The sequence below is a fragment of the Thermaurantiacus tibetensis genome, assembly GCF_015354055.1.
Lineage (GTDB): Bacteria > Pseudomonadota > Alphaproteobacteria > Sphingomonadales > Sphingomonadaceae > Thermaurantiacus > Thermaurantiacus tibetensis.
The window spans coordinates 919,176-942,159 of sequence record NZ_JACHTM010000001.1 but is presented as its reverse complement, the minus strand read 5'-3'; the positions used below and the strand labels follow the sequence as shown (position 1 = coordinate 942,159).

At 65.9% G+C, this 22,984-nt stretch carries 14 protein-coding genes; 7 read left to right on the top strand and 7 right to left on the bottom strand.

Annotation, left to right across the window (positions count from 1 at the left end):
• Window positions 1-304 precede the first annotated feature (304 nt).
• The 6 genes from H3H34_RS04610 (at window position 305) to H3H34_RS04585 (ending at window position 8,075) form a co-directional block, all read left to right on the top strand.
• A complete protein-coding gene (locus tag H3H34_RS04610; RefSeq protein WP_194744026.1) occupies window positions 305-2,443 on the top strand; it encodes a DEAD/DEAH box helicase family protein in 2,139 nt (712 codons plus the stop codon).
• Between the two features lie 27 nt (window positions 2,444-2,470).
• A complete protein-coding gene (locus H3H34_RS04605) occupies window positions 2,471-3,757 on the top strand; it encodes a phospholipase D-like domain-containing protein (RefSeq protein ID WP_194744025.1) in 1,287 nt (428 codons plus the stop codon).
• 41 nt (window positions 3,758-3,798) lie between these two features.
• Window positions 3,799-5,427 (top strand): HsdM family class I SAM-dependent methyltransferase, encoded by a 1,629-nt coding sequence (locus H3H34_RS04600; protein ID WP_194744024.1) that lies wholly within the window; start codon window positions 3,799-3,801, stop codon window positions 5,425-5,427.
• Window positions 5,424-6,605 (top strand): restriction endonuclease subunit S, encoded by a 1,182-nt coding sequence (locus H3H34_RS04595; protein WP_194744023.1) that lies wholly within the window; start codon window positions 5,424-5,426, stop codon window positions 6,603-6,605. The genes H3H34_RS04600 and H3H34_RS04595 overlap by 4 nt, the downstream gene beginning before the upstream one ends.
• A 259-nt stretch (window positions 6,606-6,864) precedes the next feature.
• The gene (locus H3H34_RS04590) at window positions 6,865-7,776 is read left to right on the top strand and encodes a helix-turn-helix domain-containing protein (RefSeq protein WP_194751855.1); all 912 of its coding nucleotides are present in this window, start codon (window positions 6,865-6,867) and stop codon (window positions 7,774-7,776) included.
• Window positions 7,773-8,075, top strand: a complete 303-nt coding sequence (locus tag H3H34_RS04585; RefSeq protein ID WP_194744021.1) for a DUF4258 domain-containing protein — start codon at window positions 7,773-7,775, stop codon at window positions 8,073-8,075. Before H3H34_RS04590 ends, H3H34_RS04585 begins: the two co-directional genes overlap by 4 nt.
• A gap of 150 nt (window positions 8,076-8,225) precedes the next feature.
• On the opposite strand, the gene H3H34_RS04580 is transcribed toward H3H34_RS04585, so the two are convergent.
• The 7 genes from H3H34_RS04580 to H3H34_RS04550 form a co-directional block, all read right to left on the bottom strand.
• On the bottom strand, window positions 8,226-11,714 hold the full coding sequence (locus H3H34_RS04580; RefSeq protein WP_194744020.1) for a DEAD/DEAH box helicase: 3,489 nt from the start codon (window positions 11,712-11,714) through the stop codon (window positions 8,226-8,228).
• A 10-nt stretch (window positions 11,715-11,724) separates the two neighbouring features.
• Entirely contained in the window at window positions 11,725-13,137 is a 1,413-nt protein-coding gene (locus H3H34_RS04575) for an EH signature domain-containing protein (protein WP_194744019.1), read from the bottom strand.
• Complete coding sequence (locus H3H34_RS04570) at window positions 13,134-13,877, bottom strand: OmpA/MotB family protein (RefSeq protein WP_194744018.1); 744 nt, start codon at window positions 13,875-13,877, stop codon at window positions 13,134-13,136. Before H3H34_RS04570 ends, H3H34_RS04575 begins: the two co-directional genes overlap by 4 nt.
• 17 nt (window positions 13,878-13,894) lie before the next feature.
• Entirely contained in the window at window positions 13,895-15,745 is a 1,851-nt protein-coding gene (locus H3H34_RS04565) for a hypothetical protein (RefSeq protein WP_194744017.1), read from the bottom strand.
• A 1,099-nt stretch (window positions 15,746-16,844) separates the two neighbouring features.
• The gene (locus H3H34_RS04560; protein WP_328831223.1) at window positions 16,845-18,068 is read right to left on the bottom strand and encodes a Ca2+-dependent phosphoinositide-specific phospholipase C; all 1,224 of its coding nucleotides are present in this window, start codon (window positions 18,066-18,068) and stop codon (window positions 16,845-16,847) included.
• Between the two features lie 25 nt (window positions 18,069-18,093).
• On the bottom strand, window positions 18,094-20,592 hold the full coding sequence (locus tag H3H34_RS04555) for a TonB-dependent receptor (RefSeq protein ID WP_194744015.1): 2,499 nt from the start codon (window positions 20,590-20,592) through the stop codon (window positions 18,094-18,096).
• A gap of 98 nt (window positions 20,593-20,690) precedes the next feature.
• Window positions 20,691-21,863, bottom strand: coding sequence for a TetR/AcrR family transcriptional regulator (locus H3H34_RS04550; RefSeq protein ID WP_194744014.1), 1,173 nt, complete (start codon window positions 21,861-21,863; stop codon window positions 20,691-20,693).
• Window positions 21,864-22,083: 220 nt separating this feature from the next.
• On the opposite strand from H3H34_RS04550, the gene H3H34_RS04545 reads away from it, so the two are divergent.
• Window positions 22,084-22,824, top strand: coding sequence for a hypothetical protein (locus H3H34_RS04545; protein WP_194744013.1), 741 nt, complete (start codon window positions 22,084-22,086; stop codon window positions 22,822-22,824).
• Window positions 22,825-22,984: the final 160 nt, after the last annotated feature.

Below are 22,984 nucleotides of genomic sequence, written 5' to 3'. Positions count from 1 at the left end.
GCGGAACCCGCCCCCGCCCCACGTCCACGCCCTCGTCTTCGCCCGAAAGCTCACCTCCCAGGGCTGGACCAGCTTCTCCCCCATCACCAGCCACAGGCACCACCCGGCGCTGGTCGCGGCGTGGGGCGCGTGGAGATTGTGGAGGTGAGCTTTGCCGAACGGGGGTGCCGCCCACGCGCAGTGGGAAGGAAATTCACCAAGAGATCACCACGCGAGCCGGCGTCAGAACAAGCCCCTTCGGACGCGCCCACCTCTGCCCACCTGTCGCTGGACCGCCCGGCGCGCAACGGGCTAGACACAATCCGTGCCGAATGAAGCCTTTGCCCGGGTCCGCATCGATCAGGTCCTGAAGGATGCCGGCTGGGCGCTCACGGATGGCACCAGCGTCCGCTTCGAATATCCGCTGAAAGAAGCCGGCAAGGCCGATTATGTGCTTTTCGATCGCCAGGGCCGCGCCCTTGCCGTCCTTGAGGCCAAGCGCACCAGCGTGTCGCTTTCAAGCGGCGAGACCCAGGGCCTTCGCTACGCCGAAGCGCTCGGCGTACCTTTCATCTTCCTCGCCAACGGCGAGGAGGTCTGGTTCCGCGATCGCGACCGGGATGCCCATTTCCGCAAGGTCGCAACCGTCTTCAGCCAGGACGATCTCATCCGCCGCATGGCGATACGCACCGTCCGCGTGCCGCCTTCGACCATCGCCATCGACACGCGCATCGCCGGCCGCGGCTATCAGCAGGCCTGCATCGAGGTGCTCTGCCGCGAGATGGAACTCGGCCGCCGCAAGCTCCTCGTCGAGATGGCAACCGGCACCGGCAAGACGCGCACGGCCGCAGCCCTCATCAAGCGCTGCTTCGATGCCAGCTGGGTCAGCCGGGTCCTCTTCGTCGTTGACCGCAACACACTCGCCATCCAGGCCGAGGATGCCTTCGCCGAGCATCTGCCGCACCTTCCCACCTATCGCGTCCCGCGGGTCGGCCAGCGCTTCCAGGACGAAAAGCGTGTCACCATCGTCACCCTGCAGACTCTGGTGAACGAGTATGAGAACTACACCTCGGGCTATTTCGACCTCATCTTCATCGACGAGTGCCATCGCAGCATCTACGGCAAGTGGCGGCGCGCGCTCGACCATTTCGATGGGGTGAAGATCGGCCTGACTGCAACGCCCTGCGTGATGGAGAATGCCGCCGACGTGGACGAGGAGGACAAGGTCGCCATCCGCGACACGCTGCGTTTCTTCGAGGTCGAAAAGCCCACCTACAGCTACACGATGCGCGAGGCGATCGAGGACGGCTATCTCGTGCCTTACGAGATCTACCGCGCCATGACCGCCAAGACCGCCGCCGCGCAGGGCTTCCAGGTCTACCGGCACGAGATCGACTGGGACGCGCCCGACGACGCCACGCGCGCCGAGCTTGAAGCCCTCTTCGCCGATCAGGATCCCATCCTTGTCGATCCGCTCGCGCTCGAGCGCCGCTTCACCATCCCCGAGCGCAACCGTGCAATGGTGCGCGAGTTCCGCCAGGTGATGGAAGAGGGCTACTTGGGCCCCGATGGCGTGCGCCGCGCGCCTGACTGGGGCAAGACTATCGTCTTCGCCGTCACCAAGCGCCATGCCGAAACGCTCGCCCGCCTGTTCGACGACGCCTTCGCCGACCGGAAACCCTCGCCCACCACCCGCTACGCCGATTTCGTCGTCTCTGGCCTTGGCGCCGACGACAGCGTCGATGGCCCCACCATCATCAAGCGCTTCAAGAAGGAAGAGTTCCCCCAGATCCTCGTCAGCGTGAACATGCTCGACACCGGCTTTGACGCGCCCGAAGTCCGCAATCTCGTCCTCGCCCGCTTCACCAAAAGCCGCATCCTCTACCAGCAGATGCGCGGCCGCGGGTCGCGCTTGGCCGAGGGCAAGACCCGCTTCACCATGTTCGACTTCACCGGCGTCACCCTCTGGCACGGCGACGACGAACAGCCCGGGGAGGGCGGGGTCATCGTCGTCCGCCCGCCGGTCGCACCCCAGCCCACGCCCCGCCGGCTCCTCACGCTCGACATCCACGACGAGATCGACCCCACCACGCGCGAATGGGTGACGGTCGATGCCGATGGCCGCCCCTTCATGGATGCCGAGCATGGCCGCGCCGAACAGCTTGGCGCCGCCTTCGAGGCCTGGCGCGCCGGCACCCCGTTCAACTCCGACCAGACCCGCCTTCTCGATCTCGTGAAGGAGCTGATCCTCGCCAACGCCGCCACCATCGACCGGTTCGACAGCTGGCGGTTCGATCATGGCTCGCTGCAACTGAACGGCGGCTATGCCCGCGCCCTTGCCGTCTTCGGCGGCGAGGCGCAGCTGGAGGCGATGCTTGCTGCCATGAACGACGCCCTGTTCCAATCCAGCGATATCGGGTCGAAACACTCCGAAGAGCCTGACAGAAAACACAAACCTCTATAGGTATGCGAACGGAAATCGGGGGGGCACATGGGCGACAATCTGGAACCAAATCCCGGCCAGAACCTCTTTGATGTCGCGAGCGATGAGGTGCTGGCACAAATGATCGCGGGCGCCCGTCACCGAATCCTGATGGTGGCCCCGGCGCTGACCGCGAGCGTGGCACAGGCCCTGGTTGGTCGGCTGGATGAACCACAGTCACCCTTGATTGAACTCATTCTCGATGCCGACCCGGAGGTTTATCGGCTTGGCTTCGGAGATGTGGCGGCGCTCGCCCTTATCCGCGATCGCATGCTTGCCCATGGCCTGGCGGTCCGTCAGCAGGAAGGAATTCGGATTGGCGTGCTTGTGACCGACGAGGCCATGATCGTCTGGTCGCCGACGCCAAGGCTGGTCGAGGCGGGCTCAACGTCGCGACAGAAGCCGAATGCGATCCGCCTGGGCGGAACAGCAGCGGCTCAGAAGCTGGCCGAAGCCGTCGGAGCCGGCGACGGCCCGCCTGAGGTTGGCAAGGTCGGACTGACGCCCGAGAAGGCCGAGGAGGTCGCGAACGATCTCCGGCGCAACCCGCCGCAGAAGTTCGACCTGGCGCGTGCTGTCCGGGTCTTCAGCAGTCAGGCCCGCTACGTCGAGCTGGAGGTCAGGAACAGCCGCTTTGCTTCGCGCTCGGTGCCTTGGCCCGAGGAACTTCTCGGGATAATCGATGAGAAGCTGAGGAAGCGCGTGGAGGGCCGCTTCAAGCCGTTCGCGGATTTCGACCTCCGGCTGCCCGTCAATGTCGTCCATCCGGACGGACGCGAGCGGGAAGTCCGTATCGATGAGAAATGGCTGAACCAGCAGCGCCAGAGTCTCGAGAACTGGACCTTCGAGGTCAAGGGCTACGGCCGCATCATCCTGCGCCAACATCAGGACGCTTTCGAGAAGGGTGTCGAGCGATTGAAGACCAATCTCAATCGCTACCGGTCCGCACTGCAGAATGCGATGGATGCGCGAAAGGCTGAGATCGTGCAGCAGGTGATTGCCGAGTTCAGGCCGCGGTGGCTGGCCAGCCCCCCTCCGGAACGAATGCGCTGGGGCCGGCCATCGGATGCCGAACTGGAAGCGGAACTTGCCTGGATCGCTGCGCAACTGGTGGACGATGCAACTTGCTTCGACGAGCCCGAGACAAAGGTGGTCATCAAGGATATCGCCCCCGAGTCCGTGCAGTCAGAGGAGTTTGTCAGCAGGTTGGAACAGGCCATGCGCAAAGCCCGTGTTCCCGACAGCATCATCGAGAACCTGTGGAAAACCTATATGGCCGCCCGGCAGGCCGACTAGGTGCCCAACCACGATCGCCCCCACGCAACCGGAGCTGCCTGATGCCCTTCACGCCTGAGATGCGCCGCAAGGTCGACCAGATCCGCGACTATCTCTATGGCGGCGGCTATCCCGACCCGCTCGGCAATGCCGAACAGCTCTCCTTCCTCTTCTTCTTCTACATGGTCGAAGGGATCGATGCCGCGAACCTGCGCCAGGCGCGCGCCACTGGCCAGCCCTACACCAGCATCTTCGCTGGCGACTGGACCATCCGCAACCCGCTGAACGCGCCCGCGAAGGGTGTGGAAACCATCCCTGCCGAGCGCATGCGCTGGTCCTCCTGGGCGCACGCGCTTTCGGGCGAACGCCTCGTCTCCTTCCTGCGCGACGAGGTCTTTCCCTTCTTCGCGAGCCTCGGCGACCGGCTCGGCCTCGGCTTCATGGGGCAGGCAAGGCTTGCGATCGACGAGCCGACGGTGCTGACCCAGGTCGTCACCCTGGTGAACGGCCTCGGCCTCGACCAGGCCGACCCCGACACCAAGGGGGACCTGTTCGAGCATGTGCTCCGCCAGATCAAGCAGGCCGGCGAGCTTGGCCAGTTCCGCACGCCCCGCCACATCATCCGCGCCATCGTCCAGCTCGTCGACCCCAAGATCGGCGAGACCGTCTACGACCCGGCCGCAGGCACCGCCGGCTTCCTGGTTGCGGCCTATGAGCATATCCGCCTCGCCAATTCCTCTGCTGCTGGCCGGGTGGAGGCGGAGTTCGATGGCAAGCGCTTCGAACGCGGCCTGGGGGATCGGCTGTCGGATGCGCAGTGGCGGAAGCTGCGCACCGCCACCTTCTACGGCAATGATGTCGACCCGAAGATGGTGAGCCTCGCCTCCATGAACCTCGCGCTCCGGGGCCTTCCCGATGTCCGGATCCTGAAGCGCAACGTGCTGACCACAAGCCTCGACCGCGCCGGCAAGGCAGCGCTCGGCCTGCCGCTGGATGGCCATGACGTGATCCTTGCCAACCCGCCCTTCTCGGGCCGGGTGGACCGCGACCGGATCGTCGATGACGTGAAGGTCGGCACCACGACCGCGACCGAGATCCTGTTCCTGAAATACATGCTCGACAATCTGAAACCCGGGGGGCGGTGCGGCCTCATCGTGCCCGAGGGCGTGCTCTTCGGCTCGACCGGCGCGCACCGGGAAATCCGCCGCATCCTCCTTCAGAACAACCGGGTGGAAGCCGTGCTCTCGCTTCCCGGCGGCGTCTTCCAGCCCTATTCGGGCGTCAAGACAAGCGTGCTCGTCTTCGCCCGCGGCGGGCGGACGGAGCGGGTGATGTTCCTTCACGCTGACAATGACGGCTTCAGGCTGGACGCGAACCACGACCAGCCGATCGAGGCCGACGATCTCCCCGGCCTCATCGCCGCCTTCAACAGCCGCGAGGAGCTCTGGGCCGACTGGCAGCGGCGCGACCCGGCGGCACCCTGGGCCGAGAAATGGTGGTTCGCCGATGTGGCGGCGATCGAGGCGGAGGGGTGGAATCTTTCGGCCAGCCGCTACCGCCCGCAGGCGCGGGAAGCCGCCGAGCACCGCCCGCCGGCCGAGCTTCTGGCCGAGCTCAAGGAGGAGCTCGCTGAAGTGATGGCCGAGCTTGAGGCGCTGGAGCTGGACCTTTCGGAGCGCGCCGAGGCGTGACCAGGTGGCCGCTGCATCGTTTGGGCGAGCTATGCGATATTATTGGCGGCGGCACCCCGTCGCGCGAGAGGCCTGAATACTTTGGCGGCGACATCCCTTGGATTACGCCGACCGACGTCACTAAGGGTTGTGCGCGCTACCTCGATCGCGGGGCCGAAGCAATCTCGGAACTCGGGTTAAAGAACAGTAGTGCCAAGCTGATCCCGCCGCGCTCGGTGCTTCTCACCACGCGGGCCACGATCGGCTTCACAGCCATAAACACGGTGCCGGTTACCACAAACCAAGGCTTCGCTAACCTAGTGTGCGGACCCCACATTTGGCCGGAGTATCTGGCCTACTGGCTGGAATGGTCCCGTGACCGGCTGGTTGAACTGGCGTCGGGCGCGACATTCAAGGAAATCAACAAGTCAACTTTGAAGCGGCTTCCGATCCCTCTCCCGCCGCTGGAGGAGCAGCGGCGGATCGTGGCGATACTCGACCGGGCGGCGAGCCTGCGCCGCCGCATCGAGGCTGCCCGCGCGCGCGCCCGCGCCCTCATCCCCGCCCTCTTCCTCGAAACCTTCGGCGACCCCGCCACCAACCCCAAAGGCTGGCCAGACGTGACACTCGGCGCAGTTCTTGGCGCCCCCTTAAGCTATGGCTCAATGATTAGACCAAATGCCAATGAGACAGGTTGGCTTGACATCCGGGTTGCCAACATCAAGGCGGGGCGAATTGACTGTACTGATCGCAAATTTGTCGAACTTGCGCCAGAGAATCTAGACAGGCACGCCCTTCAAGACGGTGACATCGTGCTTGCGCGGGCGATTGGATCAGAGGCGCATCTAGGGAAATGCGCAGTGGTTTATCCGGGTAACGAGCGTTGGGCCTACGACAGCCACGTGATGCGAATACGCTTAGATCCGGATAGAATCTCTCCGCTGTGGCTGCATGCGCTTATGAATACCGAAGGCGGCAAACGTCGGCTTCTTCAACGTAGCCGGGCCTCTGCCATCCAGCACAATATCAATACGAAGGAGGTCGCTGCCTTTACATTCGGCCTCCCACCGCTCCCCCTCCAGAAGGCCTTTGCGGAGCAGGTGGCGCGGATCGAAGCGCTCGCCCGCCGGCTCGACGCCGCCGAATCCAGCGCCGGCCAGCTCGCCGCCAGCCTCTCCGCCCAGGTCTTCGGGGACTGAACGCCGCCAGGCGACCGTGATTCGTACTCGGTGGGAGGGGGAGGAGACGAAAAGGCGGACGCGTCCCGCCCCCGGCGCGACTGGAAGTGCCTCATTCCGGCAAGGCCGGTACGTGCGAAAGGACGCCGCCCCAGGCCGGCGCCAATCCGAGTGGACATAAACAGGCATCACTCCATACCACAGACACGATAAACGGTATGGAACATGGCAACTCTCCATGCCAGTATCCGGGCATCATCCCAATCGGAGAGCTGAGTCCATGATCGACCCGAACATCCTGAGGGCCCGGCGGACGCAGATGGGCCTGTCGCTCGAGAAGCTGGCCAGGAAGGCCGCGCTTTCCAAGAGCCAGATCCACAAGATCGAGCAGGGCAAAGCGGGCCGGCCGAACGAGACGACCGTGACCCGCCTTGCCAAAGCCCTCGAACTCACGCCCGAGCAGCTGGCCGGCAAGGCCCCGATCGAGAATGGCGAGCACCACACCGTCTGGGAACCGCGGCGCGTGTCGACGGGATACCGGATGACGGTCCAGAACCGGAATGCCCTCGCGTTCGTGGCGCGCCGTTATCGGGTGCCTGCTGCGCACATTCTCGAACTCGCGCCACTGATGTTCCACATCCTGGCAGGCCTGTCGCTCAAGGCGCGGCGCGAAGCGCTCGACGAGGTGTTCGCCATGTTCCGGGCGCTGGATGATGCGAACGGGAAGCTGCCCCACCTGGGACCGGTGGCCTCGAACAGCGTGGAACTCGATGACCTGCTGAACGCGGAGGATGAAGCCATCCGCAAGAGGGACCTGCTCTCGCTCGACCTGACGCGCGAGGATGGCGAGAATCCGTTCGTGCATTTCCTGAACACCCAGCTTGCTGCCATCACGGCACCCGAAGAGAGGGAGCAGGATGGCGTCCACGACTGGGACGGCTTCCGCACGCCGGACTACACGATCTGCTCCTCGGACCTGTCAGCCTTTTGCCAGGGGGACGAGGATGCGATCCACGGCCTTTCGGTGGGATGGATCGGGTTTCATGACATCCCGGCGGAGCTGCGCGCGGATGACCGGGCTGGCGAAAGGCTGGACTGGCTGAAGGCCCGATATGCCGAAGCCAAGCGCGAGGCGGACCGGAAGTGGGCCGAGGCCGGGCTCGACATCCTCCTGGAAGGGGAGGGCCAATGATCGGCCCTGCAACCAACAAGATCGCCGATCGCCGCGCCATGCCGCTCCCTCTCACCGCCCACGCGGTTCGCCGAAGCCGAGAGCGGAGCATCCCCGAGTTCATCATCGAGGCCCTGCTCGACTATGGCGATCGGCACCCGGCCCCTGGCAATGCCGAGCGGATCGTCTTCGGCCGGCGGGGATGGGCCCGCTTCGCGAAGCGGCTCGGACGCGAAGCGCGCCACTTCGAACGCTATCGGCGGGCCTACCTCATCGTCTCCAACGATGGCTATGTGATCACCGCAGCCTGGCAGGATTGACGAGTTGGCGCTGAACCTGACGCCCCAACGCGGATTGCTGTTCCGTATCACGCATGTGGCCAACATCCCGTGGCTGCTGGCCAACGGGCTGACCTGTGCCAGCTCACAGCTCAAGGATCCGATATTCGTTTCAGTCGGCAAGGCTGACGATCAGATCCCGTCCGTCGGATTGATCCACCGGGCAACCGTGCATTCGCGCCGTGCATCGAAGAGATAGTCGATCCCCCCGCCGAGGTCCCAGAGAATGACGGTGCCATCATCCAGCCGGGCCGTCACCGAACGGTCGTGCAAGGGCCGTTCGCGCCTCGAGACGAACCGGGGATAGACGCGCAGGTCTTCCAGCCGGCACTGCCGAAGGGCCCGCATCAGGGTTTCGCGCTGCTCGCGATCGCTTCCGAACCGCGCGTCCGGCAGGCTGGCATTGTCGAAACAGGTGAGATCGACGGCATCGATGCTGACCCGCCTTTCGCGCAGGCCCGCAAGAAACTGTGCAACAGCCTGACAACTGGCCCGCGAACCCGCGGCATAAGGGTCGACGATGTCCAGCCTCCGAACGCTACTGGCCTGAAGCGGCTCGACGAACAGCTGCCAGGGAATATCTCCACCGGGCCGCTTCTTGACGCGATGGTTGGTTCGCCCCGGCAGTTGCGGAGCTGGAGGTGAGGCTGGGGCGGCGGGCGATGCCGGCGGCGGGCCCTGCGTAGTTGTCGCCTCCGGCTGCTCCTCTGGCTCCAATTCCGCTTCCACGAGCAGATCGTCCAGCAACTGCTCCGGATCAGCCGGCGACTCGGGCTCGATCAGCAGGCCCTGGGCGAGGTCGCGCTTGCGCTTCAGAAGCGCATCCAGCTTTCGGTCGAAGCTCGCCTCGCCATAGACGGGGTGCTCCGCGATCGGCAGCCAGACCGTCACCTCGCGCTCCTGCCCGATCCGGTAGACCCGGTCGGTCGCCTGGTCCTCAACTGCCGGGTTCCACCAGCGCGAGAGATGGATGACATGGTTTGCAGCAGTCAGCGTAAGGCCAACCCCACCGGCGCGCGGCGACAGGATCATCACGTCAAATCCCGGCGGGCGGGACTGGAAGCGGTTGACAAGCTCCTGCCGCTGATCGCCTCCGACATCGCCGGAGATGCAGGAGACCGGGTTCAAGAGCCGAAAGCGTCTGCGGATCTCGACCGCGAGAAGTGGCTGCAACTCCAGGGACTCGCAGAAGATCAGCGCCTTCTCGCCCTTCTGCCGGATGTCCTCGAGGATTTCGAACAGCGCCTGAAGGCGCGCCGAGTCCTTCTCGAACCCATCGCCCGGCTTCGGCAGGGTGGGTGCAAGGGAAATGGATCTCAGCCGGGCGAGCGCCTGAAGAACACCCTCGCGCCCCGCAGTTCCGCGCATGAGGACGGCACGGTTCACGGCAGCGGCATAGGCCTGCGCCTGGACTGGCGGCATCGGCCTTGCGCGCTCGATCACGCGCTTGCGCGGCAGGCCTTCAAGATGGTCGCTCTTCATGCGGCGAAGCATGAAGGGGGGCCAGGTCCCGGCTGGAGAGGTCAGGCGCGTGTTGAGTTCGCGCAGCTTGTCGAGGTCAGCGCTCCCGAACTCCTGCTCGAAGGCCTTGCTCGTCGAAAGGAAACTCGGGTGGATGACGTCGGCGATCGACCAGAGATCGTGCAGGCGGTTCTCGACTGGGGTTCCGGTCAGTGCGAGTGCAAGGCGCGACCGCAGTGCCTTGGCTGCCCTTGTCACTTGCGCCGTGGGGTTCTTGATCCGCTGCGCCTCGTCGAATGCCACGACAGCAAAGCCGACCTGCGCGAAGCTCATATGATAGTCCCGGAGGGTCTCGTAGGTCGTCAGCACCACGCCGCCCGAGCGCCACTCCTCGACACCAAGGCGGGGGGCGCCGGTTTCGATGTCGGTACCCTGAAGTACCCGAAAGGAGGAAAGGCTTGGGCCGTAGGCCTTGACCACCGGGCCAAGAGCGCCGGTTTCCAGATGCCGGTCAATCTCCTGCTGCCAGTTGGCAAGCAACCCGGTCGGGGCCACCACCAGAATGGGCGCTGTGACCCTTTCGACCTGCTTGAGCCAGGCGAAGAAGGCCAGGGCCTGGAGCGTCTTGCCAAGGCCCATGTCATCGGCGAGCAGCACTCCCGGCCGATTGCTCTGCCACGCGCGCGCAAGCCATTGGAAGCCCTCGACCTGGTGCGGTTTCAGGCTCGTCCGAACGGCCGCCGGAACTTCGGCTGGCGGAGCGACCACGCCGACTGGAGCGCAGAGTGGCGCATACTCGACGTCCTCGAAATTCTCGCGGACGCGCAGGAACAGCTTCTCGCGCAGGCGTGGTGGCGGTTCTGCGCCGTCTTCCCTGGTCCTGCTCAGCCGTTCCGCCTCCGCCTCCACTTCGGCAATGGAACGAAGGGCCTCGAGCGTGGCGCGGGTTGCGGGTACATCCTCCCCGAAAAGAGACACACTTGGCTTTCCGCCCTCTATGGCCGCCTCGACCGCGGGAATTGCGGGACTTGCCTCGCCCGGCGGGATCTCCATCAGCTGCTGGTTAGGCGGGTCGCCGATTGCAATCCCCATCTTCTCAGGGAGCCAGCTGTTGGGGCGCGGCTTGATCCAGGGCAGGACGGGCTTGCGCCAGGGATCGATGCCAATGACACGCTCGGAATATTGCGCGGTCTCGATGAATGCCGCCTCGAAGGCACCTTCATTCTTGCCAAGCGCCTCGGCCAGCACCCGGCGTGGCGAAATCGCGAAGCGCCGTCGCTCGTCGGCCGGTGCCCGCTGCTTCTCGCTAACCACGCGAAGCGCCTTCGCAAGCTCAGGGTCGATGAACAGCAGCAGGCCGTCGGGAAGGAGGTAGGAAGACTGGCGCCCTGCGCGCTGCCGGAACAGACGGCGGAAGGCCTTGTCCTGGGCAGGAGTAAGCAGATTGTCGGCCTCTTCGTCGACGACCGCACCTTCCGACGCAGCAGCGCCAACTCTCGGTGCGAACAGCACCGGGTCGAAATCGAATGCGGAAGCCGACGAGCCAAGCGACAGCGAGAAATGTGCAGCGAAGGCGACACGGGTCTCCTGAAGCGCGCCATCGAGGATCGCCTCGTCGGCATGCCCTTCCAGCATCCGGCGCAGCTCGGCGAAGGCGGCCTGCTTCTCGCTCAGGCTTGGCGCCGCGTTGATAGCAGCCGCCGTGCGGCTGAGCGTGAAGAGCGGCTCCGGAAGGCGAAACTCTTGTCCTTCCATCCGAACCTGCGCACCGCAGACTCTGACCATCACGGGGAGACCGTTGGTGCGCGTCCATCGCATGTCGATGGCAAAGTTATCCTGTGTGATAAGCCCCCTGCCTTGCAGCCGCAACACGAGGGGAGCTGGTGGCGGAAGCCCGATGGCTGCCGCGAGCCCCTGCTCCAGCGCTGCGACCCTGGCTGCAGGGAGCTCGATGGAATCCCCAAGGTCCTCGGCTTCCCCGCGCGCCGCGAGGTCGATGAGGCGGTAGGCCGCGTCAGAGGCGAGAATCTCGATCCACTCCGAAGTGGGAACCACGCGTCGCGCCGACTTGCTGAACAGTCCAGGCGGCCGCAACACCTGTTGCATCTGGATCCGGGCGTCGCCGGTTGCGGTGAAGCTCGCGACGAACTCGATGCTCATGCCTGGCGTGTCAGGGCCGGATTCCGGTCAGCCTGCGGATCGTCTCCGCGAACCTCCGCTGCCATTGCCCGAGATGCGCATGCGCTTCCCACAGGGGATCCGAGCACAGCTTCCGGGCCTGCCACTCGGCCGCTCCCCTCATGGCCTCGGAGTTGCGAAGATAGGTGCCGTCATAGCGTGCGCGGTAGAGTTCGGGACGGTGAACGGCATTCTTCTGCCAGAAGCAACAGCTGCCATTGTGCGTCCACTCGCCGATCACGAGGTCGCCGATCGTCATCAGCAGCGCGGAGTGGCTGGGATTGGCTCCGGCGTCGAAGCGGCCGAAGCCACCGGCCTCGGCAAGTTCCTCCCGATAGGCCTTGGCCTGCCGTTCGGCTTCGGAACCAAGGATGAACCAGGCTTCTCCCACATGGCCCTTCTCGAGATAGGGGCGCCAGAACGTCTCGCGGGCTCGCCATTGCACCGGATCTTCCGTTGTTCGCCCCATGATCCGGAAGAAGATCTCGAACGACGCTGCAACAAGCCAGCGCTTGAGGATCAGCCGGAGCGTGTCGGCGTCTTCGGCATGGCCCAGGGCCCGCAACGCGGCCTCGACCCCGTGCCAGCGGACAGGGTGGGTCCGGGGATCGCCGACGGTTGCGACCAGCCGCTTCTGAATGCGCACCTTGAGCCCCTGCTCGGGCGGCGCGGTGCGCCACGGCCGAAGGAGCGCGCGGACGGCCCTGGCCTGTGTGTCCGGGAGGATGCCGTCCGGACCAAGGCGGTCAAGCAGATCAAGCAGGGCCGTGCAATCGCTCTCCGCCTGTTTCCCCTTCGTCTCCGCGACATCATCGCAGACCGTGGCAAGGGCGGCCTGTACGAAGCCGGATGTCCGTCGGCCGGGCCCCATCGCTGCTTCCTCGAGGAGTGCTTCCGGGTCTTCGCTCGCCAGCAGCGCTCGCCCGAGTTCGCGTGGACCCTCGGCGGGATCCCAGAGTGCGAACTTGCGACCCGCGCCGCGAAAGGGCCAGTCGCGCCGCTCGGCCGCCTCCCTTGCCGCTGTTGCCAGGGTCTCACGACCTTGACAGCTCGGGAAGACGTCAAGCCACGCGTGGATGATGGCTCGGTCCGCTGCCCGACGCTCGAGGGCAAGCGCCGTTCGGGTGAGCTCCTGCACCCACTCGAGCGACACCGGCCCTTTCCGATCGAGCGAGCGCCAGGCCGGGGCGAGTGCCCGGCGTACATCGCGCGGCGAAAGTTCCTCGGGTGGGCAGCCCGTCACCCGGGCCAGGAACGCGTCCTCCTCCGATTCCATGGTCTGCGCCTTTTCGAGTGGATTCTTGATGTTCCGGACAGCCCGCGGAAGCGCGATGGGATCGGATGCCAGCCGCGGCCAGCCCGGGATCCTTGCTGAAACCTCCACAATGGCATCGCGCAGGCTCATGGCTGGCGGCCGCCTCGTTCGGAAGACTGGGGCGTCGCCATCAGGAAGCGCAGGTCGATCCGACGGTTTCGCTGATAGTTCTCGGGCGTCGGCGCCTCTAAACCAGCCAGCGGCCGAGTCGCTCCATAGCCGCTCACGCTCAGGATCCGCTGGGGTGTTCCACTCGGATTGCGGGTCATGAGCTCGTCCAGCTTGGGTTGCTTCTCGATCATCGCCAGATAGGTGTTGATCGCGCGAAGTGCCGACAAGTCGATGTTGGTATCCCGGCTGATTCCGCGACGCTGGCTGTCGGTGTGGCCTTCGATCAGAAGAGTCTCCACCCGCTGGGCTTCTTCCCGCGCGCAGGGATGCGGGCCGACCCTCGGTGTATCGGTGAAGCAGGGCAGGTGTCTTGCCAGCGCGTCTGCCACGATCCGGACCGATCTCAGACCCTCCGGAGTCAGCGTCTCGGCATTGAGATCGAACATTGTCACCCCGCGCAGGCGCAGAATCCCGTTCGCCGGATCGATTTCCACATCCACCTTCTCCGCCTTGAGTTCCCGCTCGAGGGTCTCAAGGAGCACGCGCCGGGCCTCGTTGGCGCCCGTCAGTTCCTCGGTCGTCTTCCTGAACTGGAAGACAAAGAACATAAGAAGGATGATGAAGACGAAGAGAAGGCCTGTCAGCATGTCCGACATGCTGACGAAATAGCCCTCATCCTCCTCGGCAGCCGTCCTTCGTCTTGATCGCAGGCGCGCCATGATGAGTCAAATCGAAGCTATTTCTTGCCCTGAACCAAGGACTCTGCGATATCTGCGAGCTCGTCGATTGCCGCTGCCAGCTTCGCGACCGCGCTGGCGAGTTGGGTGTCAAGCTTGTTCGCATACTCCACCATCATCTCGGCGCGCTCCCGTGAAGCCGCCTCCATCCCGCGGAGCACGTTCCCCAAGCTTTCGTCCACCTGCCCGAAACGCTCGGAATAGCTCTGCCACGCCGCTTGCGCCGCATTGGCCGTCCTCTCGAACTGGGCCGCCATCTCCCGCAACGCCGAAACCTGCGTGCTCAGCTGCGCTCCCTGCGCCTCGAGCGCGGTCCGCACGCCCTCGACACCCCGCTCGATCGCAACCGCCGCCTTCTCGAAGGGATTGGCGATCTTGCCGAGCGAATCCCCAGCCTTGGTCAGGAGCGGAATGGTCTCGCGCGCGGTGGAGTCCAGCATGCCCGCCACGCGCTCTGCAGCGGTTCCCGCGCTTGCGAGCTTTGCCGCCTGTGCGTCCGCGCTGGCCGAGGCACGTTCGATGCTTCCGCCGAAGGCCTGCACCTTCGTGGCCCCGGCCTCGATCGAACTGGCCAGCGCCCGGCTCGCCGTGTCGATGCGTTCGGAAAGCTGCCGCAGGGCATCCTCGACGGCCTTGGATGTCGCATCCGAGGCAGCACGGGCAGCGTCAGCAGCAGCATCGACGAAGCGCTGGGACGCCGACGCCGCCGCATCCCCGAGGGCCTCGCGGGTTCGGGCGAGGAGCTGTTCCGAACGGAGGATGTCTTGCTCCGCCTGGGCAGCCAGCTTGCTGCCGAGGTCGGAGAGCGTGCCCCCCATGCTGCTGACGAGCGACCGCAGCTCCTCGGTTGCCGCCTCCACCTCGGCGCGACTCCGCTCGCCTGCAGCGCCGACTTCCTCCCGTTCTCTGGCAAGGCTTCTCTGCAACTCTAGGGCCGCCGCCTTCTGCTGCTCGACAAGCTCAGCCCCCATCTGCTGGATGCGACGGCCAAGCTCGTCGAAGGCCGCCTGCATGCCGCCAGAGGCCTGGCTGAACATGAGTGCCGCATTCTCGATGCGGGCGTGGGCCTCATCAGCGCTCGCGCCAATCTGCTCGGGGATGTTCCCCAGTCGCTCGCTCATCGCGGACAGCGCGGCAGCGAGAGCCTGCATTTCCCTGCCGGCTGTCTCGTTGAGGGTGTTGGCGACCGCGCCGCCGACGCCTCCCACGAGTTCGTCCTTGAGATTTCGAATGCCGCTATCGATCTTCCCGAGCACGGACACCACCGGGTCGAACTGCTCATTGAGCTTCTCTCCGATGGCCGCGGCCAGATCCTGGGCAAAGACGGTTTGAGCTTCGGCAATCTGCTCGAGCTGGCGGAGTTGCTTGGCCGCGATCCGCTGCGGAGGGAGATAGACAAGTCCGCGCTCCAGCGCATCGACCAGTAGCGCAACTTCACGACGGATCCTCCCTTGCAGCCTATGGTCGCCTGAGCGAAGCGCAATTGACGCGCCAATCCCAAAAAAAGAGGTCATGAATTTTGCGGCCGTGACCTTCAGCAGATCCTGGAGGGCACGCTGCATGTTGGCGGCATCGCCTGCCGCTTCCATCGCGACAGCCGTATTGCCGAGCGCAGCCATGATTCCAAGAAAGGTGAAGAGAAGCCCGATCGCCACCATGATGTTGGCCCACCAGAAGAGGCCGCGCGACTGCTCCACCAGGGGTTCGAAGAATTCGTTGGCATGAACCGTGCTGCTGAGTGGAGCAGCAGACGGGTCGACCAGACTCTCCTCGAACTCGTCCCAGGCATGGCGAAGGTCGGCATGCCCACTTTCTAGGATGGCCTTTGCAACATCATGGTAGTTGTCCACAAGGGCAGCACGTGCGTCATCCGGCCCTGCGGCTTGACGCACTGGATCTAGGGACTTATTTACCTTTTGAAGTGCGCTGATGAGAGGAGTAGTCTTCTGGCGCAGTTCCCATCTTAGCCATATCGTCCATCCAACGATCCCAAGGCTGACAATTAAGGCAACTGTCGGCGTGTAGTAGGTGTTTAGCCAAGCGAGCCCGGCCGCGATCCATCCGTCGAGAAAATTGTGCACCTTGCCGTGGGACCCTGTTTGAGACCTGCCTGTCTCTAGCCAAGCCTCGTGTCCAACGCCAAGTGGCGCCTCCCGCTGTGAATTGCGCTGCGTTGCGGGGGTCAATGGGCTTTGCCTGCAGCCGGTCTCGATCACCGTCAGGAATGTCCCGAAAGCACCAACCGGGGTCATCTGAAATTGAAAGGCGGCGTTCGGAGCTATCGCCTGCACCGCTGTCGAGCCACGAGTGGGAGAAGGGCGAAGTGTCACGTCGGCGGGAAGTCGGCAGCGAATCGCCGTCCATGGAGGTCAGCTTCTTTAGGGCAGGCGTCTGCGGACGCGCTGCAAAGCGGGCCAGCAGGGCCAGTAGGTGCCAAGCCTGAACTTGGGCGCAAGCCATAGGGCCGACTCGCGGTGAATGAGACGGCTAGATGACCCGCAATCGGTAAGACTCTCTTCGGCCGTCAGCATCCCTTCGAGCTCGAGATCGCAGCCGATACCTAAGGATCTTCCACTTCCAACCCGCGGAAGATCGTCAGAACAGTATCCGAATTTCCCAATCGTTCGAGTGCCCGCACTTGTCATGCACGGCGCACCGATCCCGAAGCCGAGGGCAGACGCCAGGAGATCGGGCCGGAAGACCTCTCTGGGCGATGGGAAACGAAAGCACATTGGCCCCCCGTTCCAATTCCCGACCGTTCGGCAGATGAAGTGCGCCCCCCGCAGCTGGCAACTTCGGTCCGCCCGGCGGCCGGAACCGGCCCAGCGAACGCCGGCCGCCGCATCGGGGGGCAGAGCCGCGACGGACCGGTGCCGCAGCGCAGCGCGGGCCGCATGGGTTGGTGCGGCTTCCGCGAGGGCGCGAGGATCGAGGAGGGTGGCCCAGGAGTCAGCGGGTCGCGTCGCCCGGGACGTCGCACCTCGCATTGACCGGGTTGCAGCGGAAGCCGCCCGGAAAGGGCGGGACCTGGTAGCCGTTGCCGAAGATGTTGGGTGCCAGGAGATAGTCCGTGTGGATGATCTGGGCGCCGCTTGCGATGGTCGCATCGCGGCGGGTGGTGTCGTTCGCGCGCACCTCCCCCGTGTCGATGTCGGCCCGCGAGCGGACGAGATAGCCCTGGCGCACCAGCTCCCCGATCCGTCCGGGCCGGGCGAGCGCATTGTCAACCATCACGAAGGCGGCGTGCGCCATGCCCGGCTCGCCCTGGACGAAGGCCACCCGCCCCTCGAGCGACGGCGCGCCGGCAAAATAGGGGCGAAAGGCCTCGAAGTTGCGGCCCGGCACGATGAACAGGAACAGCATCCGCCCGCGCGCCTCAGCCAGGCGCGGCCAGGCACCGGCGCGCGCGGCCGCCTCGAGCGTCCGGTGGCGGCCGCGGACGTCGTCGGGCGTCACCAGCCGGTCGCGGCCAATGATCTCGAGGATCGAGCGGTCCACCTCGGCAAAGGCGGCCGCATCCCAGGGGGCGACCTTGGCGGCACCGGGGATCGCCTGGTCGAGCCCGCCCCACTTGGGCTCGAGCAGGATGAAGAGCGGCGCATGGCCGGGGTTGGCGTCCGACCATGCCCTGAGGATCCGGAGACAGTCGCGGAAGCGCGGGCAGGAGGAGCGGAAATCGACATCCGCCATGTGGAAGACCTTGAGGCCCGGCTCGCGCAGTTCCGCGCCGTGGAACGGGGCAAGGTCCTTGACGCCCCTGGCGCGGAGCTCGCGGTAGGGCAGCGGATCGGCATAGAGGCCGCCCTCGGGGTCGGGGAAGAGGTCGAGCTCGAGGCTGCGCGCGCCGGCCCGCAGCTGCGCCTCGATCGGCGGATGGATGTAGTCGAGGCTGGCGCGGATGCCCCCCTCGACACGGTTGGGATGCTCCTCCTCGAAGCTTGCGCGCATCGCGGGCGTCATCCGCTCGCGCATCGCCTCGAACAGCGCATCCACGCGCGGCGCCATGAGGTCGAGCGCGCGGGGGTCCGGCGGCAGGGCATAGCTGTTGTGCGTGCCAATCACCTGGATCTGGTTGATGCGGAGCGCCGATTCGTCCGCAAGGACGGGCGCGGCTGCCAGCGCCGCCGCCACCCAGACGAGCCGGGCCTGCACCGCCTTCCTCCGCATGGGCATGGGGCCTTCCCGGAAGGCGCGTCGATCAGAAGGCATAGCTGGCCACCAGGCGGACGTTCCGGCCGAAGATCGGCCGGCCGTAGATCACGGTCGCCGCGCCCTGGCCTGACAGCTGGTCCTGCCGCGGATTGCCTTCGGTGATGCCGCGGGCATTGGTCAGATTGTCGCCGACCAGCTGCAGCGCCAGCCCCCCGCGCGAGGCGCTGAGGCCGGCCTGCAGCGTCTGGAAGCCGGGCATCTCGGTCTGGTTCTCGAGATCGACGAAACGGCGGCCGATGAAGTTGAAGCGCGCGAAGAGCGTCATGTCGAAGCCGCCGGCGTCGAAGAACAGCGACGGGCGGATGTTCCCGTAGATCTCGGGCTGGCGGATTGGCAGATTGCCTTCCGCGCGCACCACGGTCGCCCCGGTGGCGCTCACGAAGTTGCCGAGGCGCGGCCGGTTGTAGGTGATCGTTCCGTCGAGCGCGAAGATGCGCGCAGGCCGCCACGAGAACTCGGCCTCGACACCCGGGCTCACGACCCTGCCGACAAAGGCGGCAAAGCCGAGCGAGCCGTCGGGATTCTCCGCGAACAGGGTGGCGGTGAAGGGGTCGAACTTGCTGTAGAAGGCAGTGGCGAACAGCGAGAAGTCCGGAAGCCTCAGCTTCGCCCCTGCCTCATACTGCCGGGCGGACGTCACGTTCGGAATGGCCGGGATGATGAGGTTGAACTCGTTCGGGCCGCGGAACGCGCGGCTCGCGCGCGCGTAAAGGCCCACGCGATTGCTCACCGTCCAGTTGGCGCCGGCAGTCCATGCCGTGTGGCTGTGGTTGACCTTCGTTGGCACTCTCGCGCCCGAGAAGCCGAGCGCGGCATTGTCCGCAAGCGTCGTGGGGTCTCCAAGGTTGAAGGGCCGGGGCTCGCGGAAGAAGCCCTGCCCATCGTAGATGGTGTGACGGAGGCCCGCCTCGAGGGTGAAGTCCTCGGTGATGGACCAGCTGTCGGCGGCATAGATGTCCCACTGGTCGACGTTGGACTGGCCGGAGATGAGGGTGTTCGAATAGGCGAGCACGCCGTTGTCGGTGACGAAGCCGACCGGGTTTCCGGCCGCGTCGAAGGCGACGAGATCGATGAGCCGCGGCTGCGAGCGGACCTGCGCGAGATAGGCCTGGCTGCGCCAGGTGGAGTCCGAGTTGAAGAGCGCGAGGTTGAGCCCGAACGTCGGTTGGTGCCGGCCGAGCAGTTCCACCTCGCCGGTGACTCGAAAGTCGTTCTGGAATGCCTCGAAGCGGTTCTTGATGGCGCGATAGTCGAGCGGGATCACGAGGCCGGATTCGGTCGCCGGATCATAGGTCTCGCGTCCGCGCGAGCCGGCGAAGGCATAGCCCAGCCGCGCGACCCCCGGCCCGAAGGCGGCGCGCGCGGCGTTCAGCCGGGCGGCAGCGAACAGATTGGCATCCTGCGGGTTCTGCGCGGAATAGATGGCGTCGAAATCGAGCCATCCGCGGGTGTAGCGGAAGCGGTTCACGACCGTCAGCCCGTCGAGCGGCCGGAAGGTCACCTCAAGACCCGTCGCCACATAGCGGGTGTGGCGCAGGTCATCGAGCGACCGGTTCTCGGTGGTGACTGCGCCGCCGGCATCGGCGCTGGTGTAGCGGAAGACCGCGCGCCCGTTGGCAAGCGCGGGCGTGTTCAGCGTGCCGGTGAAGATGTTGACGAACTCGTTGAGCGAGCGGCTCGGATCGCGCGGGTCGGCCAGCGGGATCGGCAGGTAGAAGACATTGCGGTCGTTGAAATATTTGAAGTGCGCGCGGACTTCCACCCGCTCGAACGCGTGCCGGAGGTTGAGCCGCACCTGGCCGCCCTCGTCGCTTCTGAAGCCGTTCTTCCGGTAGCCATCGTGATAGCGGAAGAAGCCGCCCGCGGCGAAATAGGTACGCGGACCGAGCGGGCCGGAAAGGAACGCCTCGCCGCGGTAGAGGCCGGTGTCGCCGAGCGTCAGCCGCACTTCGCCCTTCAGCTCGTCCGTCCCCTGCCGCGTGACGAGATTGTAGATGGAGGTCGCGTTGGTGGCAAAGACGGGTGCCGGGCCACCGATCACGGCTTCGTAGCGCTCGGTCATGATGTCGGTGCGCTGGATGCCATCGCCGGTGAAGAAGAAGCCGGCAGACTCGGGATAAAGGGGCATCCCGTCTTCCTGGAAGGCCTGGAAGCTGCCTTCGTTCGGGATGCCGCGGACGCGATAGACGTTGGAGGCCTCGCCGCCGCTGGCCTCGGCGAAGATCCCGCGGATCTGGCCAAGGAGGTCGGCGGTGCTGAGCGGCGCAAGACGCACCAGCTCCTCCTGGCTGATGCTGGTGATCGCGTAGGACGTCTCGAACTTCGATTGCCCGATCGCGCTCGCCGTCACCACGATGACGTCGAAATCATCCTGCGCCGCTGCGTCTGCAGTGGGAGCCTGATCGGTTGCGTCCTGGGCGAACGCAGGTGCGGCGAGAAGCAGCGCAGCGGCACCCGCCGCGCGTGTCGCGGTCGAACGAATCATCGGGAATGTCCTCTGAACTCTCGGTGGGTGCGCGTTATGCGCCGCAGATTACATCACCAAGACGCTTGTATGGCTCTATCGTGAACTTTGATGCGATATCAGGACGGGTGTACGGACGGCATGGCCCGTCGGATGGTATCGAGCGCCTGCCGCAGCCGCTGCAGCCGGTCCGGCTGGAGCCCGTCGGCGGAAAGACAGGCGCCGAGGAAGGTCAGGGAAATCAGCTGCGCGTTCAGGCGATGGCTTCCGGGAGCGCTGCCATCGCCCATCATGGCAGGCAGAAGCGGCCAGAGATTCTCGCCCCGGCGCCAGCGCATGTCGATGGCATAGGGGCGGAAGAAGGGATCCCTCGCAGCAGCAAGGGCCAGCCCATGGCTTGCGCGCGCCACGCGTTCGGCCAGCGCCACGTCGTTCCGCGCGCCGCTGCGAATCCGACGATAGAGGGCCGTCAGCCCTGCCCGCATCAGGGCGGCCGCGGTCGGGAAGTGATGCGCAACGCTCGTGTGCGCCATGCCGAGCCGTGCGGCCACCTTGCGGTGCGAGATGGCGCCAAGATTGCCCTCTTCGAGAAGGTCGGCGATGGAGTCGGCGACGAGTCCGCCAACGCCCTCGGCTGGCTTCCCGTCGGCTTCGGCCGTGATCGAAAGCGCTTCCAGCTCGGCAAGCAGGGCCGGCAGTTCCGGCGGATCGGACGGCGGGAGGCCAGCCAGAAGGTGCCGGAGGCATCTCCAGCGAAGCCAGCGATAGGCGGGCAGATCGCCCATGCACAGCGTGAAGGCCAGCTCGTCGACCAGCATGGCGTGAAGGACCGCAGCAAGCCCGCCCGGCGATGCCGGGTGGCCCTGCGACAGCGCGGCCAGGAACTGCTCCAGCACCCGGTCGATTTCGGCGAGGCTCGTGCGGAGCGCAGCCGGCAGCAGCGGGGCGGAGACGCGCAGCGCCGCCTGCAGGTGGGCGGAGCCGCAGCGGTTGCGCGCCCAGTCGTCGAGCAGCGCCTCGATCGCCTGCGCCACCATGGCATCGTCGGTTGTCTGGCCCAGAGGCAGGCGCAGCCGCCACCCGCCGAGCCAGGCCGCCATGTCCCGAACCTCCGCCTCGGCGATCGAGGCGAGCAATGCGTCGAGACTGGCGTGCCGTCCGGCGAGCCCGCCCGCCGACATCCCGGCCTTGCGGGCGATGCCGCGGAAGGTCAGCGCTGACAGACCCGATTCGTGACACAGGCTGCGCGCGGCCTCGAGCAGGCGACGCTCAACTGCCTCCCGACCTTCCATCCGACGTGTTTGGGCGGAAGCCGCTCCGTCTGCAACACGCCGGGGCCGGGTCTGAGCGGCCGCCAGGCGCCGGGCCGGCATCGCCGGGCTTGCTCAACGCCAGGATTTCCCAGGGACCTCCCGGACCTCAGGCTGTCCTTCTCATTCTGTCGTGGCTCTGGTGATCAGGCCACGGTAAGGCTAAGATTACAAGCCTGCGCATCGGAAAAGGATATTCCGAATGTTTGCGTTCCGGCTGCTGGCCTGCATCCTCATCATCCTGGGCTCGGCACCAGCCAGCGCCGCGCCGGCAGCCGGCAGCCGGCGCTGGACCTTCACCGCCGAGCCCTATCTCATGGCGCCCTTCATGAACGGCGCGACCGGCATCGGGCCGGTCAGGTTCAGCGGCTCCACCAGCCCGAGGAACCTGTTCGCCAACCTGAACTGGGGGGTGATGGGCCTGCTCGAGGCCAACAACGGGCGGTTCGGCCTCGCCTTCGACGGCACCTACATGAACCTGGAGATGGAGCGGCGCGGGCTGGTCGACCGGGTCGGCGGCCACCAGGGCGCCTATGCGGTCATGGGGCTCGCCCGGATCCACCGCTTTGCCGAGGCCTATGCAGGCGTGCGGGTGAACGACCTTGGCGTTGACATCTCGGCAACCGATCCCCGCACGGGCGCACCCGTGGCCGTCCGGAACTCGGAGACCTGGGTCGACCCGCTGGTCGGGCTTCGGGTCCGCGGGCCGCTGTCCCGCACGGTCGATCTCGCCATGCTCGCCGATGTGGGCGGGTTCGGCGCCGGCTCCGACATCGCGGCGCAGGCCTGGCCGACCCTTGGCGTCCGCCTGTCCGAAAGCGTCCAGGCCAAGCTTGGCTACCGCGTCATCTACATGAAGTATGAGACGGGCGAGGGACTTCGGGCCTTCCGCTTCGATGTCATGGCCCACGGCCCAACCGCGGGCATCCGGTTCCGATTCTGAGCATCCCACGTTCCTGTCCCGGCAAGCGGCCGCAGCGGCAGCGGGCGGAGCGGCAGCGGGCGGAGCGGCAGGTCGGGGCCGAAATCCAGTCCCCGAGCAACAGCATCCCGAACGCGACGACAAGGGGCGTGCCGAAAGCGGAGCGGGCGTGTTCCCAAAT